General features: G+C 74.6%; 2 protein-coding genes and 2 pseudogenes. 2 read left to right on the top strand and 2 right to left on the bottom strand.

The genetic code is table 11. The annotated features are described in order from the left end of the window. Positions 1-6: 6 nt before the first annotated feature. Both ACN267_RS04735 and ACN267_RS04730 read left to right on the top strand, forming a co-directional pair. A pseudogene (locus tag ACN267_RS04735) lies at positions 7-10,068 on the top strand (SDR family NAD(P)-dependent oxidoreductase); the annotation flags it as partial. A gap of 17 nt (positions 10,069-10,085) precedes the next feature. Further along, a pseudogene (locus ACN267_RS04730) lies at positions 10,086-16,532 on the top strand (thioester reductase domain-containing protein); the annotation flags it as partial. Between the two features lie 96 nt (positions 16,533-16,628). On the opposite strand, the gene ACN267_RS04725 reads toward ACN267_RS04730, so the two are convergent. Both ACN267_RS04725 and ACN267_RS04720 read right to left on the bottom strand, forming a co-directional pair. Further along, complete coding sequence (locus ACN267_RS04725; RefSeq protein WP_421488017.1) at positions 16,629-17,708, bottom strand: cellulose binding domain-containing protein; 1,080 nt, start codon at positions 17,706-17,708, stop codon at positions 16,629-16,631. 171 nt (positions 17,709-17,879) lie between these two features. After that, entirely contained in the window at positions 17,880-18,749 is an 870-nt protein-coding gene (locus ACN267_RS04720; protein WP_421488016.1) for a sugar phosphate isomerase/epimerase family protein, read from the bottom strand. Between the last annotated feature and the right edge of the window lie 2 nt (positions 18,750-18,751).

Raw genomic sequence — 18,751 nt, 5'->3', positions numbered from 1 at the left:
GAAGACGTGGCTGACGAGGACAAACTCCGCGAATATCTGAAGCGGGCCGTCGCGGACGTGCGGGAGGCGCGACGCCGCCTCCAGGAGGTCGAGGACCGGCAGCAGGAGCCCATCGCCATCATCGGCATGGGCTGCCACTACCCCGGCAACGCCAACACCCCCGACGAACTCTGGCACCTCATCACCACCACCACCGACGCCATCACCACATTCCCCACCAACCGAGGCTGGCACCTCGACACCCTCTACCACCCCGACCCCGACCACCCCGGCACCACCTACACCCAACACGGCGGCTTCCTCCACAACGCCGACCAATTCGACGCCGAATTCTTCAACATGTCACCCCGCGAAGCCACCGCCACCGACCCCCAACAACGACTCCTCCTCCACACCGCCTGGGAAACCCTCGAACACGCAGGCATCAACCCCACCACCCTCCACGGCACCAACACCGGAGTCTTCACCGGCGCCATGTACAGCGACTACGGCTCCCGGCCCGACCTGCCGCCGGACGGCTTCCAGGGTCACCTGTTCAGCGGGAGCGCCGGAAGCATCGCCTCGGGCCGGTTGGCGTACACCCTCGGGTTGGGGGGCCCGGTGGTGACCGTGGACACGGCCTGCTCGTCGTCACTGGTCGCCCTGCACCTGGCGGCGACCGCGCTGCGGCGGGGCGAATGCGACCTGGCGCTGGCCGGTGGGGTCGCCGTCATGTCGACGCCCGTGGCGTTCGTCGAGTTCTCCCGCCTGCGCGGCCTCGCCGACGACGGGCGGTGCAAGTCGTTCTCCGCGCACGCCGACGGCACCGGCTGGTCCGAAGGGGTCGGCCTGCTGCTCGTCGAGCGCCTCACCGACGCGCTGCGCCACGGCCACCGGGTGCTGGCCGTCGTGCGGGGCAGCGCCGTCAACTCCGACGGGGCCTCCAACGGCCTCACCGCGCCCAGCGGCCCCGCCCAGGAACGCGTCATCCGGCGCGCGCTCGACGCCGCCGGGCTCCGCCCCGCCGACGTCGATCTCATCGAGGCCCACGGCACGGGCACCCGCCTCGGCGACCCCATCGAGGCGGAGGCCCTCGCGGCCACCTACGGGCAGGACCACTCCCCCGACCGGCCCGCCTGGCTCGGCTCGTTGAAGTCCAACATCGGGCACACCCAGGCCGCCGCCGGGGTCGGCGGCATCATCAAGGTCGTCCAGGCCATCCGGCACGGCCTGCTGCCCCCCACCCTGCACGCCGACGAGCCCACCCCGCACGTCGACTGGGCCACCAGCGGGCTCGCGCTGTTGACCGAGGCCCGACCCTGGCCCGAGCGCGAGGGGCCGCGCCGGGCGGCCGTGTCGTCGTTCGGTTTCGGCGGCACGAACGCCCACGTCGTCCTGGAGCAGGCGCCCGAGCAGCCACCGGCGACCGGCGGGCCGCTGCCGGTGACGCCGTGGCTGGTCTCGGCCCGGACCGCCGACGGCCTGCGGGCCCAGGTGGACCGCCTGACGGAGTTCCTCCGGGAGCAGCCGGACGTCGAGGCCGGCGACGTCGCCCTGTCGTTGGCGCACCGGGGTTCGCTGCCCGTGCGGGCGGTGGCCACCGGCACCGACCGGGCGGCCCTGCTGGCGGCGCTGGCGACCGCGACGCCGACCACCGCCGCCACCGGAGGTCGCACCGCCTTCCTGTTCACCGGTCAGGGCGCGCAGCACACCGGCATGGGACGCGAACTACGGGAGGCCTTCCCCGTGTTCCGCGCCGCCTTCGACGAGGTGTGCGCCGCACTGGACCCCCTGCTGCCCCGGCCCCTACGCGAGGTCGTCGACTCCGGCGACGGCCTCGACGACACCGGTTACACCCAGCCGGCCCTGTTCGCCTTCGAAACCGCCCTCTACCGGCTCCTGACCTCGTGGGGCATCACCGCCGACCTGGTCGCCGGACACTCCGTCGGCGAACTCACCGCCGCGTACGTCAGCGGGACACTCACCCTGCACGACGCCGCGACCCTCGTCGCCGCCCGGGCCCGACTGATGCAGGCCCTACCACCCGGCGGCGCCATGCTCGCCGTCGAGGCCGACGAGCAGGAACTGCTCGGGTGGCTGCCGGAGGGGCTGGACGTGGCCGCGGTGAACGGGCCGCGCGCGGTGGTGCTCGCGGGCGACGAGGACGGCATCGAACGCGCCCGCGTCGAGTGGGCCGGCCGGGGACGCCGGGTCCGCCGCCTGACGGTCTCGCACGCCTTCCACTCGGCGTTGATGGACCCGATGCTGCCCGCCCTACGCGAGACGGCCGCCACCCTCAGCTACGCGGTGCCGGAGATCCCCGCCGTGTCGACGGTGACCGGGGCGCTGGTGACCGGGGAATGGGGCGACCCGGGGTACTGGGCGGGACAGGTCCGGGCGACCGTGCGGTTCGCCGACGCGGTGGCGACGCTGCGCGCCCAGGGGGCGACCACCCTGCTGGAGGTGGGGCCGGACGCGGTGCTGTCGGTGCTGGCCGAGGGCGCGGTGCCGACCTGCCGGCGGGACCGGCCGGAGCCGCAGGCGGTGGTGGCCGCCGCCGGCGCGCTGTGGACACGCGGCGTGTCGGTGGACTGGCCGGCGTACTTCGCCGACGCCGCCGTCAACCGGGTCGACCTGCCCCCGTACGCGTTCGACAACCGCCGTTACTGGCTCGATCCCCGGCCGGCCGCCGCCGACTCCACCGGGCTGGGTCTCGACCCGGCGGGCCATCCGATGCTCGGCGCGGTGGTCCGCCGGGCCGACACCGACGAGGTGCTGCTGACCGGTCGGCTCTCGGCCGACACCCAACCCTGGCTGGCCGACCATCTCCTGCACGGCCGGGTGGTCGTGCCGGGGACCGCCCTGCTGGAGATGGCGGTCCGCGCGGCCGACGAGACGGGGCTCACCACGGTCCGGGAGCTGACCCTGCTCGCCCCGCTCGTCGTGCCCGACGAAGGGGCGGCGCAGGTGCAGGTGGTGGTGGGCCCGACCGGCGACGACGGGAGCCGCCGCGTCGACATCCACGCCCGGACCGTCGACACCGACTGGTACCCGGTCGCCACCGGTCTGCTCACCTCGGACGGGACGTCCACACCGGAGGGCCTGCCCCACTGGCCGCCGGCCGGCGCGGACGAGGTCGACCTGACCGGGGCGTACGACCGCCTGGTCGCGGCCGGTTACACCTACGGGCCCGCCTTCCGGGGCCTGCGTCGGTTGTGGCGGCAGGGCGACGTACGGTACGCGGAGGTGACTGTCGACGACCCGGACCGGTTCACGATCCATCCGGCCCTGCTCGACGCCGCGCTGCACCCGCTCCTGCCCGGGGTCGTCGACGACCTGCCGGCCCGGATGCCCTTCGCCTGGGCGGGGGTCCGGGTCCGGGCCGCCGGCGCGACGACCCTGCGGGTGCGGCTGACCCCGGTCAGCGGGGACACCGTGGCGGTGCTGGTCGCCGACGGGGCCGGTGGGCCCGTCGCCACCGTCGACGCCCTGTCGTTGCGACCGTTGGCCGTCGCCGCCGATGACGACGGACCGGGCCGCCCGGGTCAGCTGTGGAGCCTGCGGTGGCAGCCGGCCGACCCGGTGGACCCCGGGGCCGGGCGACGCTGGGCGTTGCTCGGCACCGGGCCCGAGGTGGCCTCGCTGGCGTACGCCGACCCCGGGGGAACCTGGCCGGTGCACGCCGAGCTGACCGAGCTGGCGCAGCCGCCGGACGTCCTGATCGCCGTGACACCGTCGGACGTCGCCGACGACGTGGTGGCCGGGACGCACGCCACGGTCAGCTGGGCGCTCGGGGTGTCCCGACGCTTTCTGGCCGACGACCGCTACGCCGACAGCAGGCTGGTGGTGGTGACGAGAGGCGCGGTGGCGGCCCGGCCCGGGGACTCCCCCACGCTGACCCACGCCGCCCTGTGGGGGCTGCTGCGCTCCGCGCAGACCGAACAGCCCGGCCGGCTGACCATCGTGGACCTCGACGACGACGCCACCGCCGCGCAGCTCGCCGGGGCGGTGGCCGGCGGCGAGCCGCAGGTGGCGATCCGCGACGGCCAGCTGCTGGTGCCCCGTCTCGGCCCCGCGGACGGCGTCGGCGTCGGCCGGCGGGAGGACGGCGCGACGGCCGCGCAGGCCCGCCCGCCCCGGTTCGACGAGGGCACGGTGCTGGTCACCGGGGGCACCGGCGTGCTCGGTGCGATGGTCGCGCGGCACCTGGTGACCGCCCACGGCGCCCGTCGACTGCTGCTGGTCAGTCGGGCCGGTGACCGCGCCGAGGGCGTCGCCGCGCTGCGGGACGAGCTGACGGCGCTGGGCGCGGAGGTCTCCTTCGCCGGCTGCGACGTCGCCGACCGGGACGCGCTGGCCGAGGTGCTCCGTGCGGTGCCGTCCGACCGGCCGCTGCGGGCGGTCGTACACACCGCAGGTGTCACCGACGACGGCGTCCTCACGGCGCTCACCGCCGAGCAGGTCGACGCGGTGCTGCGACCCAAGGTCGACGCGGCCTGGCACCTGCACCAGCTCACCCTCGACCGGGAGTTGTCGGCGTTCGTGCTGTACTCCTCGCTCGCCGGTCTGGTGGGGACCGCCGGTCAGGCGAACTACGCGGCCGGTAACGCCTTCCTCGACGCGCTCGCCGCCCACCGGCGGGCCGCCGGCCTGCCGGCGGTCTCCCTGGCCTGGGGGCTGTGGGAGCAGTCGAGCGGACTCACCGGGCGGTTGGCGGAGGCGGACCTGCGCCGGTTGGCCCGCAGCGGGCTGCGTCCGCTCTCCTCCGCCGCCGGACTGGCCCTGTTCGACCAGGCCCTGTCCGGTGGTGCGGCCCTGTACGCCGCCACCGCCCTGGATCTCGGACAGCTGCGGCGTAGCGCCGAGCCACCGGTGCTGCTGCGTGGTCTCGTACCGGCGGGGCGTCCGTCGGCGCGGGCGTCGGCGTCCCCCGGACAGGGCCTCGGCACGCAGCTCGCGGCGCTGTCGGTGACCGAACGCGACCGGGTGGTGGCGGACCTGGTCCGGACCCGGTTGGCGGGTGTCCTGGGCCATGCCGACGCCGTGGCGTTGGTGGCCGAGCGTCCGCTACAGGAACTGGGGCTGGATTCGTTGACGGCGGTCGAGCTGCGCAACCAGCTCGCCGCCGCCACCGGGCTGACGCTGCCGACCACGCTGGCCTTCGACCATCCGTCGGTGGGGGCGTTGACCCGCTACCTGCTCGACCGCCTCACCAACACCACCGCGACCACCACCGCCGTCACCCGCACCACCACCCACACCACCGACGAACCCATCGCCATCATCGGCATGGGCTGCCACTACCCCGGCAACGCCAACACCCCCGACGAACTCTGGCACCTCATCACCACCACCACCGACGCCATCACCACATTCCCCACCAACCGAGGCTGGCACCTCGACACCCTCTACCACCCCGACCCCGACCACCCCGGCACCACCTACACCCAACACGGCGGCTTCCTCCACAACGCCGACCAATTCGACGCCGAATTCTTCAACATGTCACCCCGCGAAGCCACCGCCACCGACCCCCAACAACGACTCCTCCTCCACACCGCCTGGGAAACCCTCGAACACGCAGGCATCAACCCCACCACCCTCCACGGCACCAACACCGGAGTCTTCATCGGCACCATGTACAGCGACTACGGCTCCCGCCTGGAGCAGTTACCGCAGGAGCTACAGGGATATCTGGCGGGTGGTAGCGCGGCAAGTGTGGCGTCGGGGCGGATCGCCTACACCCTCGGCCTCCAAGGCCCCGCCATCACCATCGACACCGCCTGCTCATCCTCACTCGTCGCACTCCACCTCGCCGCCACCGCACTCCGCAACCACGAATGCGACCTCGCCCTCACCGGCGGCGCCACCATCATGACCCAACCCCACACCTTCACCGAATTCGCCCGCCAACGCGGACTCGCCCCCGACGGACGCTGCAAACCCTTCTCCACCCACGCCGACGGCACCGGCTGGTCCGAAGGCGCCGGACTCCTCCTCCTCCAACGCCTCACCGACGCCCAACAACAAGGCCACCACATCCACGCCATCATCCGCGGCAGCGCCATCAACCAAGACGGCGCCTCCAACGGACTCACCGCACCCAACGGACCCGCCCAACAACGCGTCATCCACCAAGCCCTCCACAACGCCGGACTCCAACCCCACGACATCACCCTCATCGAAGCCCACGGCACCGGCACCCGACTCGGCGACCCCATCGAAGCCCAAGCCCTGCAGCACACCTACGGGCAACACCACACCCCGCAACGACCCGCCTGGGTTGGCGCCCTCAAGTCCAACATCGGGCACACCCAGGCCGCCGCCGGCGTCGCCGGCGTCATCAAACTCACCCACGCCCTCAACCACACCCACATGCCGCCCACCCTCCACGCCGACGAACCCACCCCCCACATCGACTGGACCACCTCCGGTCTCGCCCTGCTCACCCGACCCCAGCCCTGGCCGGACACCGGCCAACCCCGCCGCGCCGCCGTCAGCAGCTTCGGCATCAGCGGCACCAACGCCCACGTCATCCTCGAACAACCACCCACCCCACCCACCCCACCACCACCCACCACCAACCCCCCACCCCACCAACCCCTCATCATCTCCGCCCACAACCACCACACCCTCACCCAACAAGCCACCCGACTCCACCACCACCTCACCAACCACCCCCACCTCAACCCCACCGACGTGGCGTACTCGTTGACCCGGCGCGCGGCGCTGCCGGTCCGGGCCGTGGTCGTGGGCGCGGACCGGGAGGAGATCCTGGCCGGCCTGGGCTCGGTGTCGGGCACTGTCGTCCCGCCGCAGGTGCGCACGGCGTTCCTGTTCACCGGCCAGGGCGCGCAGCGGGTGGGGATGGGTCGCGAACTGCGGGAGACCTTCCCGGCGTTCCGCGCCGCCTTCGACGAGGTGTGCGCGGCCCTGGACCCGCTGCTGCCCCGTCCACTGCGGGACGTCGTCGACTCCGGCGACGGCCTCGACGACACCGGCTACACCCAGCCGGCCCTGTTCGCCTTCGAGGTCGCCCTGTTCCGGCTGCTGTCCTCGTGGGGCGTCACCCCGGACTTCGTGGCCGGACACTCCATCGGTGAACTGGCGGCCGCACACGTGGCCGGCGTGCTGTCCCTGACCGACGCCGCCACGCTGGTCGGCGCACGGGCCCGCCTGATGCAGGACCTCCCCGCCGGTGGGGCGATGCTGGCGGTCGAGGCGACCGAGGCGGAGGTCGCCGAGGGGCAGCCCCGGCTCGACGTCGCGGCGGTGAACGGCCCCCGGTCGCTGGTGCTGGCCGGCCCCGAGGCCGTCGTCACCGAGGCGGAGGCGTCGTGGTCGCGGCGGGGTCGGCGGGTACGCCGGCTGGCGGTGTCGCACGCGTTCCACTCCTCGCTGATGACGCCGATGCTTGAGGCGTTCGCCGAGACGGCTGACGCGGTGCGGTACGCGACGCCACGGATTCCCGCCGTGTCGACGGTGACCGGCCGGCCCGTCCGGGACGAGTGGAGCGACGGCGGGTACTGGACGAACCAGATCCGCTCCACCGTCCGGTTCGCCGACGCGGTGGCGACCCTGGGCGAGCTGGGAGTGACCACGTTCCTGGAGATCGGCCCCGACACGACGCTGGCCGCGCTGGTCGACGGGGCCGTTGCGACGGGTCACCGGCGGACGTCCGAGACGCGGTCACTGGTGTCCGCCGTCGCGACGGCCTGGGCGCGGGGGGTGCCCGTCGACTGGGCCGCCTGGTTCGCCGGGACCGGCGCGACCCGGGTCGAGCTGCCCCGCTACGCCTTCCAGACCCGCAGCTACTGGGCCGTCGCGCAGACGCGGGCCGACACCGGCCCCGGCCGTACGGCGACCGGTCACCCGCTGCTCGGCGCGGCAGTCGCCCTCGCGGGTGACGATCTCACCTTCGACAGCCGGATCTCCCGACGGGACCTGCCGTGGCTGGAGGAGGTCCTGCCGGCTGCCGCCCTCACCGAACTGGTGGTCGAGGCCGGCGGGCGGGGCGGCACGCCCCTGCTGGAACAGCTCACGCTCAGCGGCCCCCTGGTGCTGCCCGCGGAGGACACCCTGGCGCTCCAGGTACGGGTGGCCACCCCGGACGCGCAGGGGCGACGCCCGGTGAGCGTGTACGTGCGGCCCGGTGACGACGGCCCGTGGCAGGTGCACGGGACCGGTGTGCTGGCCCCGGAGCCCCCCGAGCCGCCGACCGCTGCGCCGACCGGCGGCCCGTTGGTCGCCCTGCCCGAGCACCTCCACGACGAGGCGGGCCGCTACCGGCTGCATCCCGTCCTGTTCGACGCGGCCGTCCACAGCGACCTGCTCCCGGTCGAGGCGGGGACGGTCCTGGTGCCGACCGGGTGGCGCGGGGTGCACCTGCGGCACCGGGGCCCGGTGGCGGTCCACGCCGACGTCACCGTGCTCGACGAGCGGAGGGTCCGGGTCCGGCTCACCGACGGGGACGGCGACCTCGTGGGCACGGTCGACGAACTGACCTACACGGCAGTCGCGCCGCAGCAGCTGTCCCCGGCCGCCCCGGCCCTGCTGGCCCTGGGCTGGCAGCCGGCCGAGATGTCGACGCACCGGCCGGGTGGGGCCACGGTGGCCGAGCTCCCGCGCTTCGACGCCCCCGTCGCCGACGCCGTGCACGCCGCCGCCGGTTGGCTCTCCGACCTGCTCGACACCGTGCCGGACGGCCGGCCGCTCGTGGTCGTCACCCGCGGCGCGGTGCGGGTCGACGACGACGACATGCCCGACGCCACCACCGGCGCCGTCCGGGAGCTGCTGCGGGTTCGGCAACGCTCCGCCGTGGGCCGGTTCGTCCTCGTCGACGCCGACGCCGACGAGGTCGCTCCCGACCTGGTCGATGCGGTCCTGGGCCTCGACGAACCCGACGTCGCGGTGCGCCGCACCCGGCTCTACGTGCCCCGGCTGCGGCAGGCCACCCGACCGGCCGGCCCGGGTTGCGTCCTGGACCCGACGGGCACCGTCCTGTTGACCGGGGCGGAGACGACGCCGGGTCGGATCCTGGCCGCCCAGTTGGCCCGCCGACGCGACGTCGGACGGCTGTTGACGGTGGGCGACGCACGGCTCGGCCGGGAGGCACTGGCCAAGATCCTCGCCGATGTCCCGCCCGGAGAGCCGTTGACCGCCGTCATCCACGCCGGGGACGACGATCCCGGCGAGGATCTGCCCGTACACCTGGACGAGCTTCTCCCCGGTCCGGGGCCCGCCGCGTTCGTGCTGGTCAGCACGCTGGACAACCGCGCCCTGGCGGAGGCGGTGGCGCGGCGGCGTGCGCACCGCGGACTGCCGGCTGTCGTCGTGGCGTGGGGGCCGCCGGCCGGGGATGCCGTCCACCGGCCGCTGACCACGACCCGGGCGGCCACCCTGCTGGACGCCGCGTTCGCCGCCGGACCGATCGGCGTCGAGCCGCTGTTGCCGGCCTCCGCCCTGGACCTGGCGGCGGTGCCGGCCGGCACCGACGTGCCGCCGGTCCTGCGTGACCTGGTCCCCCGGCCGACGGCACCGGCCACCCGCGACGACGGCGTGCGGCTCGTCGACCGCCTCACCGGCCTGGACCCCGACGCCCAGGAGCGGCTGGTCCGTGGCCTGGTGCTCGACCAGGCGGCGCGGGCGCTGGGGCACGTCGACGCCACGGCCATCGGCCCGGACCTGCCGTTCCAGAACGCGGGCATGGACTCGATGACCGCCGTGCAGTTGCGCGACCGGCTACAGGCCGCCACCGGGCTGGTGCTCGCCCCGACACTCGTGTTCGAGCAGCCCACCCCGGCGGTCCTGGCCCGCTACCTGCTCGCGCAGCTCACCGCCGGGTCGGCCGGCACCGGTCCGGCCCCGTCGCTGTCGGCGCTGCTCGACCGGTTGGAGGCGACGGTGGCCGCCCGGGACGACGCCGACCCCGAGACGCCCCAGCTCGTCGCACGCCTACAGGCGGTGCTGACCCGGCTCACCGACGAACGCGCGGCACCGGACGTCGACCCGACGGCCCGGCTCGCGACCGCCTCGGCCGACGAGATCTTCCACCTCATCGACACCGAACTGGGCCGCCGCGCCGACTGACGAAGGAGACGGACCCGATGTCCAACGAAGAGAAGCTCGTCGACTACCTCAAGTGGGTCACGGCCGACCTCCAGAAGGCACGCGGACGGATCGCCGAACTGGAGGCCGGCGACCGGGACCCGGTGGTGGTCGTCGGCATGTCGTGCCGGTTTCCCGGTGCCGCCAACGCCGACGAACTGTGGCAGGTCGCGGTCGGTGAGCGCGACGAGATCAGCGCCTTCCCGACCGACCGGGGCTGGGACGTCGAGGCGCTCTACCACCCCGACCCGGCCCACCCGGGCACGACCTACATCCGGGAGGCCGGCTTCGTCGACTCGGCCGGCCGGTTCGACGCCGCGTTCTTCGGGATCTCTCCCCGGGAGGCGCTGGCGATGGATCCGCAGCAGCGGATTCTGCTGGAGGCCGCCTGGGAGGCGCTGGAGGACGCCGGCATCGACCCGACCGGCCTGCGGGAGAGCCGCACGGGGGTCTTCGCGGGGCTGGTGGAGCAGAGCTATCTCGACCTCGACGCGCCTGCCGAGTTCGAGGGCTACCAGATGACCAGCAAGCTCAGCAGCATGGCGTCGGGTCGGATCGCGTACACCCTCGGGTTGGAGGGGCCGGCGGTGTCGATCGACACGGCGTGCTCGTCGGCACTCGTCGCGGTGCACCTGGCCGCGCAGTCGTTGCGCGCGGGCGAGTCCACACTGGCCCTGGCCGGTGCGTCGTACGTCGCCGCGCACCCCGGCGGGTATCTCGACGGGGCCCGGCAACGGGGCCTCGCCGCCGACGGCCGCTGCAAGCCGTTCGCCGCCGCGGCGGACGGTATCGGCTGGTCGGAGGGGGCCGGACTGGTCGTCCTCGAACGTCTCTCCGACGCCCGACGCCACGGTCACCGGGTCCTCGCGCTGATCCGCGGCAGCGCCGTCAACTCCGACGGCGCGTCCAACGGGCTGACCGCGCCGCACGGCCCGGCCCAGGAGCGGGTGATCAGGCAGGCGCTGGCGAGCGCCGGCCTGACCCCCGCCGACGTCGACGCCGTGGAGGCACACGGCACGGGCACCCGGCTGGGCGACCCGATCGAGGCCCGGGCGCTGCTCAACACCTACGGTGCGGCGAGGGCACCCGGACGACCGCTGCTCGTCGGGTCGCTGAAGTCCAACATCGGGCACGCCCAGGCCGCCTCCGGCATCGGCGGCATCATCAAGATGATCCAGGCCCTGCGGCACGGCGTGCTGCCCCGGCTCCTGCACCTGGACGAACCGACCCCGCTGGTCGACTGGTCCGTCGGTGACCTGGAACTGCTCGCCGAGACGCGGCCGTGGCCGGTGACCGGGGCACCCCGGCGGGGCGCGGTGTCGGCGTTCGGCGCGAGCGGCACCAACGCGCACCTGATCCTCGAACAGGCCCCCGCCCCGGACGACCCGCCCGCGGAGCCGGACGACGCGAAGGCCACCGCCCTGCCCTGGTTGTTGTCGGCCCGGACCCCGCAGGCGCTGCGGGCACAGGCCGCCCGCCTCGGCGGACACCTGCGGGACCTGCCGGAGGCCGCCGAGCCCGCGACGCTGCGGGACGTGGCGTTCTCGCTGGCCACCACCCGTGCCGTACTGGAGCAGCGGGCCGCCGTGGTCGGCCGGGAACTGCCCGAGGTGCTGGCCGGCCTCGACGCCCTGGCGGCGGGCGGGACGGCCGAACACGTGGTCACCGGCACGGCCGCCGACCGTGGCCGGACGGTCTTCGTCTTTCCCGGCCAGGGCAGCCAGTGGCCGGCCATGGCCGCCGAGTTGCGCCGCACCTCCGACGAGTTCGCCGACCGGATCGCCGAGTGCGTGAAGGCGTTCGAGCCGTACCTGGACTGGTCGCTCGACGACGTGTTGCGGGGCGCCCCCGACGCCCCGGGCCTCGACCGGCTCGACGTGGTGCAGCCGGCCCTGTTCGCCGTGCACGTCTCGCTGGCCGCCGTCTGGCAGGCGGCGGGGCTTCGGCCGGCCGCCGTCGTCGGCCACTCCCAGGGCGAGATCGCCGCCGCGGTCGTCGCCGGGGCGCTGAGCCTCCAGGACGGCGCGCGGGTGATCGCGGTCCGCAGCCGGCTCGCCCTCGCGTTGGAGGGTCGGGGTGGGATGGGGGCCGTCGCCCTGCCCCGCGCGGTCGTGGAGCGTCGGCTGGCCGACTGGGACGGTCGCCTCACGGTCGCGGTGGAGAACGGTCCGACGTCGGTGCTCGTCGCCGGTGACCGGGACGCCCTCGGCGAGTTCCTCGCCCGGTGCGCCGCCGAGGGCGCCCGGACGAAACGCTTCCCGGCCGACTTCCCGTCGCACTCCCCGCAGGTGGCCGCGATCCGCGACGAGATGCTCACCGCGCTCGCCGGGATCAGCCCGCGCCCCGGCACGGTTCCGCTGCTGTCGACAGTGACCGGGGACTGGCTCGACACGTCCACCATGGACGCCGGCTACTGGTACGACAACATGCGTCGGCCGGTGGAGTTCTCCTCGGCCGTCCGCGCCCTCGCCGACGCCGGGCACGGGGTGTTCGTCGAGGTGAGCGCGCACCCGGTGCTGATCGGCCCGCTGCGCGACAACCTGGGGGAGGCGGCCGTGGTCGCCGGCACGCTGCGCCGCGACGCGGGCGGCCCGGCACAGTTCCACCGGTCCTTCGCCGAGCTGCACGTGCAGGGCGTCGCGGTCGACCGGGCGTACCCGTTCGCGGGGTCGGGGGCGCGGCCGGTCCGGCTGCCGACGTACCCGTTCCAGCAGGAGCGTTACTGGCACGTGGCCGGCGGGCGGTCCCGGGAGGCCGGCGGGCTGGGTCTGCGGGCCACCGACCACCCGTTGCTCGGGGTGGCGGTCCCGGTGGCGGGTAGCGCGGAGACGCTGTTCAGCAGCCGGTTGTCCCGGGCGGCCGTGCCCTGGCTGACCGGGCACACCGTGGCCGGCCAACCGGTGGTGCCGTCGGCGGCCCTGCTGGAGCTGGCGGTACGCGCGGGCGACGAGGTGGGTGCGAACGTGGTGGGTGAGTTGCGGGTCGTCGCACCGCTGGTGCTGCCCGCGCGGGGTGGGCTGCACCTCCAGGTCCGGGTCGGTCCCCCGGACGAGCGGCAGGCCCGGCAGGTCACCGTGCACGCCCGGCCGGAGGACGGCGAGGTGAGCTGGCGGCTGCACGCCGAGGGCGAACTCGGGGTCCGCGCGGCCCTCGACGTCACCCCCGACAGGCAGTGGCCGCCTGACGACGCCGTCGAGATCCCGTCCGACGAGGTCCACGAGCGGTGCTCCTGCGCCGACGTCCGGTACGAGCCGCAGCTGCACGCGGTGACCGCGGCCTGGACGGTCCCCGGTTCGTCGACCGTCCACGCCGAACTCACCCTGCCCGCCGGGCTGGTCGACGAGGTGTCCCCCTACGCCACCCACCCCGTACTCGTCGAGGCGGTCGCGCAGGCGGCGCGGCTCGCGACGCCGGGCGGGGCCCGGGTGGTCGCCGGCTGGCGCGGCTGGCAGGTGCACGCCGTCGGTGCGACGACGGTGCGGGCCCGGGTGACGCCCACGCCCGACGGCGCGTTCCGGGCCGTCCTCACCGACCTCGCCGGCCGGGTGGTGGCCACCCTCGACGCGCTCCGGTTCGCCGAGCTCGATCCGGTGGCGCTCTCCCGGGCCGGTGACCGCGCCCACGATGCCCTGCTGCACCTGGGCTGGGAGGCGATCGAGCTGCCCGCCCCGGCGACGCCGACGACCTGGGCCGTCCTCGCGCCCGAGGCCCCGGACCGGCCGGAGACGTTGGTCCGGGCGCTGGCCGGGGTCGCCGGGGCGGACGCCGTGCGCTACGACTGCCGGTCGGCCGCCGCGGGCGGGGCGGACAGCGCCGCCGAGGCCCACCGGCACGCCCGGCGCGTACTGCTGCTGGTGCAGGCGTGGCTCGCCGATCCGACGCTCGACGACGTGCCGCTCGTGGTGACCACCCGGGGTGCCGTCGGTGCGCCGGTGACCGACCCGGCGGCGGCCACGGTCTGGGGTCAGCTGCGGTCGGCCCAGTCCGAGAACCCGGGGCGCTTCGTGCTGGTCGACGGCGGGTCCGACGACGTCGGGTCCACCGGGCTGCTGTCGGCAGTCGTCCGGGCCGGCCTGTCCCAGTGCGCCGTCCGGGCCGGCCGGGTGCTGCTCCCCCGGCTGCGCCGGGCACCCGAGCCACCGGCGACGCCGCCGGTCTGGCGGCCGGGCGGCACGGTGCTGATCACCGGCGGTACGGGTACCCTCGGCCGGCTCTTCGCCCGGCACCTGGTCACCCGGCACGGCGTCACCGACCTGCTGCTGACCAGCCGGCGCGGCCGGCAGGCCCCCGGCGTCGACCTCCTCGTCGAGGAGTTGACCGCGCTGGGCACCCGGGTCACGGTGGCCGCCTGCGACACCGCCGACCGGGAGGCGCTCGCCGCGACCCTGGCGGCCCTGCCGGCCGACCGTCCGTTGACCGGGGTGGTGCACGCGGCGGGCACCATCGACGACGGCCTCGTCACGGCGGTGACCCCGGCACGGCTGGCGGCGGTGCTGCGGCCCAAGGTGGACGCGGCCTGGCACCTGCACGAGCTGACCCGGCACCTCGACCTGTCGGCGTTCGTGCTGTTCTCCTCGCTGGCCGGCGTCATCGGCGGTGCCGGACAGTCCAGCTACGCCGGCGCGAACACCTTCCTGGACGCGCTCGCCGAGCACCGGCGGGCGCTCGGGCTCGCGGCCACCTCGGTCGCCTGGGGGCTGTGGGCGGTCAGCGGCGCGGACGGGGAGTTGAGCAGCGCCGACGTCGAGCGGATCACCCGGGCCGGTTACCCACCGATCGCCACCGAGCAGGGGCCGCCGATGCTCGACGCGGCGCTCGCGTTGCAGTGGGCGACCTCGGTGGCCGCACCGCTCGACCTCGCCGCCCTGCGCGGGCAGCCGTCGGCGGTGCCGGCGTTGTTCGACGGGTTGCTCCGTCAGCCGCGCCGGGGACGTGTCCGCAACGACGCGACGTCGGGCCCGTCGCTCACCGAGGCCCTGGCCGGCCTACCCGTCGAGGAACGCCGCGAGCTGCTCGTCCAGGTGGTGCGGGCCGAGGCCGGGGCGGTGCTGGGTCACGCCGACCCCGCCGGGATACCGGTCGGGCAGCCGTTCACGGAGCTCGGCTTCGATTCCCTGACCGGGGTGGAGTTCCGCAACCGGCTCGGCGCGCTGACCGAGCTGCGGCTGCCCACCACGTTCGTCTTCGACCACCCGAACGTCGACGCCGTGGCCACGTTCCTCGACGGGCAGCTCGGTGGTGACGTCGCGCCCGCCGCCCCGGTGGAGATCGACTTCGCTGCCGAGGTACGGCTCGCCGAGGACATCCGGCCCGCCGCCGACCTCGTCCGCGTCGTGGAGGATCCGCGTGCGGTGCTGCTGACCGGCGCGACCGGTTTCCTCGGCGCGTTCCTGCTGCGGGACCTGCTGCGCGACACCGACGCCCGGGTGCACTGCCTGGTCCGGGCGGCGGACGGGGAGGCGGCGTGGCAGCGGCTGCGCGCCAACCTGGAGTGGTACGGCATCGGGAACGAGATCGACGCGGAGCGGGTGGTGGTGGAGGTCGGCGACCTCGCCGCGCCCGGACTGGGCCTGGACGGCGACCGGTACGACGTCCTCGCCCGTACGGTCGACGCGGTCTACCACGCCGGCGCGGCCGTCAACTGGGTGCAGCCGTACGCCACGGTGAAGGGGGCGAACGTGCTGGGCACGGAGGAGATCCTGCGACTGGCGGCGCGGTACCGCACCGTGCCGGTGCACCACGTCTCCACGCTCGGCGTCTTCGTCGGCAGGGACACCGCCGGGGTGCCCATCCGGGCCAGCGACCCGACCGGTCCCGGCAGCACCCTGCCCACCGGGTACACCCAGAGCAAGTGGGTGGCCGAGCAGATGATCGAGATCGGCCGCGCCCGTGGGCTGCCGATCTCCGTCTACCGGATCGACCTGATCGCCGGGGACGACCGTACCGGGGCGTGCCAGAGCCGGGACTTCGTCTGGCTGGCGGTGAAGGGCATGCTCCAGGCCGCCGCCGTGCCGGGGCGCATCCCGGTGCGGTTCCGGCTGATGCCGGTCAGCTACAGCAGCGCCGCGATCGTGCACATCTCCCGGCGGGCGCAGGCCGCCGGGGGCACGTTCCACGTGGCCAACCAGAGCGCCGTGACGTTCGGGGAGATGGTGGACGAGCTGCGGGCGGCCGGCTACCGGCTGACCGACCGCGACCCGCAGGACTGGCGGGCCGCGATCACCGGTGACCCGGAGAACGCGCTGCTGCCGCTGCTGGACGCCTTCGAGGTGATGGCGCAGGCCCCGGAGCGGTTCTACCCGCCGGTGGACGACCGGGAGACCGTCGAGGCGCTCGCGGGCAGCGGCATCGTCTGCCCACCGGCGACCCGGGCGCTGTTCCGCCGGCACGTCGAGTTCTTCGTCGCCCGCGGGTACCTGCCCGCCGCACCGTCCGACGGGTCGTGACCCGTCGGACGGTGCCGGGCCGGCGGCACCGTCCGCGCCCGGTCACCGGGCCCGCCGGGTGCGTACCCGGCGGGCCCGGTGACCGGAGGCGACCAGCTAGAAGACGATCAGGGTCAGCGGGTGGGAGATGCCGATGCCACCGCGGGTGTCGTACGCCCGGACGGTGAAGGTCGACGAACCGACCGCCGCCAGGTCGACCTGGAACTGGAAGCGCTGTCCGTTGCGGGTCGGCGTCGCGGTCGACCGGGTCGCGCCGAGGTACAGCTCCACCCGGTCGACCGCGTCGCCGGCGTCGACCTCGGTGACGTCGGCGGTCAGCGTGACGGTGCTCGGTCCGGGGAAGTAGGTCTGCCCGCCGGGGGTGCTCAGCGCCACCCTCGGTGGCTGGTTGGTGCCGCTGGTCGGGGGCGTGACCACCGTGATCAGCCGGGGCGGGGCACCGCCGGACAGCGACTGGTCGGTGCCGGCGGAGACGTACAGCTGGTAGCTGGTGCTGGTCCCGGGGGCCCCGACCGGCGGGGTCCACGACGCGTCGTACCGGTCGCCGGCGGACCGCACGCCCTGGGCCACCGTGACGCCGTCCACCCGGAACGACACCCCGGTGATGTGGTGGCCGCCGCCCACGGTCGCGGTCGCCGCGAGCGGGACGGGACCGGGTGCGGTGTACACCGCCCCGGCGGCCGGGCTGAGCCAGGTGACGATCGCCGGGTAGTCGGCGACCGGTGGCGAGGTGGTCGGCCCGGTCGGTGTCATGCTGGGCAGCACCCCGCCGGTGCAGGCGACGCCGTTGAGGGTGAACGCCGCCGGTTTGGGGTTGCTGAGGAACCAGGCACCGACGAAACCGATGTTCGCCGAGCCGTTGGTGCCGAGGGCCGCGTTCCAGTTGAGGTTGGTCGCGCTGACCTGCTGGCCGGTCTGGGTCCAGGTGGCGCTCCAGCTCTGTGCGATCCGCTGGTCGACGGCGGGGAACGCGAACCGTAACGTCCAGCCGTTGACCGGCGCACCGAGGTTGGTGACCACGAGGTCGGCCTGGAAGCCGTCGGTCCACTGGCTGGTGACGACGTAGTCCACCCGGCAGCCGGCGGCGGCGTTCGCCGTACCGGCGTGCGAGACCGCCGCCATCGTCGCGACCAGGGCAACAACGACGGCGACCACCGCCGTCAGCGATTTTCGCATGGCACACCCCGCCATAAATCGTTGGGCATCAATAAGTACGACGACTGTCCTGCGGTCCCGCTCGCCTTGTCAAGACAAGGACGGGAGTCCTGCCGCCGGCAGGACGTCGGGGTGGCCGGCCGATGGTCCGGCCACCCCGACGAGACGTCCCGACGGGCCGTTCCGAACGCCCTATCCGCCGGCCGGGACGCGCGCCGTGACCGCCCGCAGGTGTCGCAGGCCGTCGGTGGCCAGCCGGTCCTGCGAGGGCGCCAGCGGACGCCAGATCGCCGCCGCCGTCGCGATCGTGTCGTTCTCCGCCGTGAACGACTCGATGCAGACCGCACCCCGGTAGCCGGTCTCCCCCAGCACGGCGAAGAACCGCGGCCAGTCGAAGTGGTCCGACCCCGGGGCACCCCGGTGGGTGCCGCTGACCTGGACGTGCTTGACGTACGGGCCGGCGGCGGCGAGCGCCGCATACGGATCGGACTCCTCGATGTTCATGTGGTAAGTGTCGATCATGATGCCGACGCTCGACGGCAACCCGTCGATCAGCTCGATCGTCTGCCCGACGGTGTTGACCACGCTCGTCTCGTACCGGTTCAGCGCCTCCACCCCGATGCTCACGCCGCACTCGCCGGCCTGCTCGGCCACCGGCGTCAGCGCCCGCCGGAAGTCCGCATGGCAGGCCGCCCGCGCCGCCTGCGACATCCGCCAGGTACGCCCGACCGAGGCGTACACCGGACCGCCCACGCAGGGCGCACCGACCGCCGCCGCAGCCGCCACGCACCCCCGCAGGTACGCCACCGTCGACTCCACCACCGCCGGGGCGGCGTCGACCAGTTCCCGCCCCGGCGGGGTGACCGCGCAGACCGCCGCCGCGACCAGACCGTGCGCGGCCAGCAGGTCCCGGGTCCGGGCCGGGTCCCAGTCGCCGGGCTGCTCGATCGGCAGTTCCACCGCGTCGAAGCCGAACGACGCGATCCGCGGCACCAGCGTGGCGAGGGCCTCGTCGTCGACGGGCGACGCCCACACCCAGGGGTTCACCCCGAACGCGTACACCG

The organism is Micromonospora sp. WMMD734 (genome assembly GCF_049178975.1).
Classification (GTDB): domain Bacteria; phylum Actinomycetota; class Actinomycetes; order Mycobacteriales; family Micromonosporaceae; genus Micromonospora; species Micromonospora wenchangensis.
This window is presented reverse-complemented; position numbering and strand designations above follow the sequence as displayed.

Bases quoted from the DNA above. Each gene is read 5' to 3' on its own strand.
- ACN267_RS04725 (WP_421488017.1), bottom strand. From the start codon at position 17,708: ATGCGAAAATCGCTGACGGCGGTGGTCGCCGTCGTTGTTGCCCTGGTC.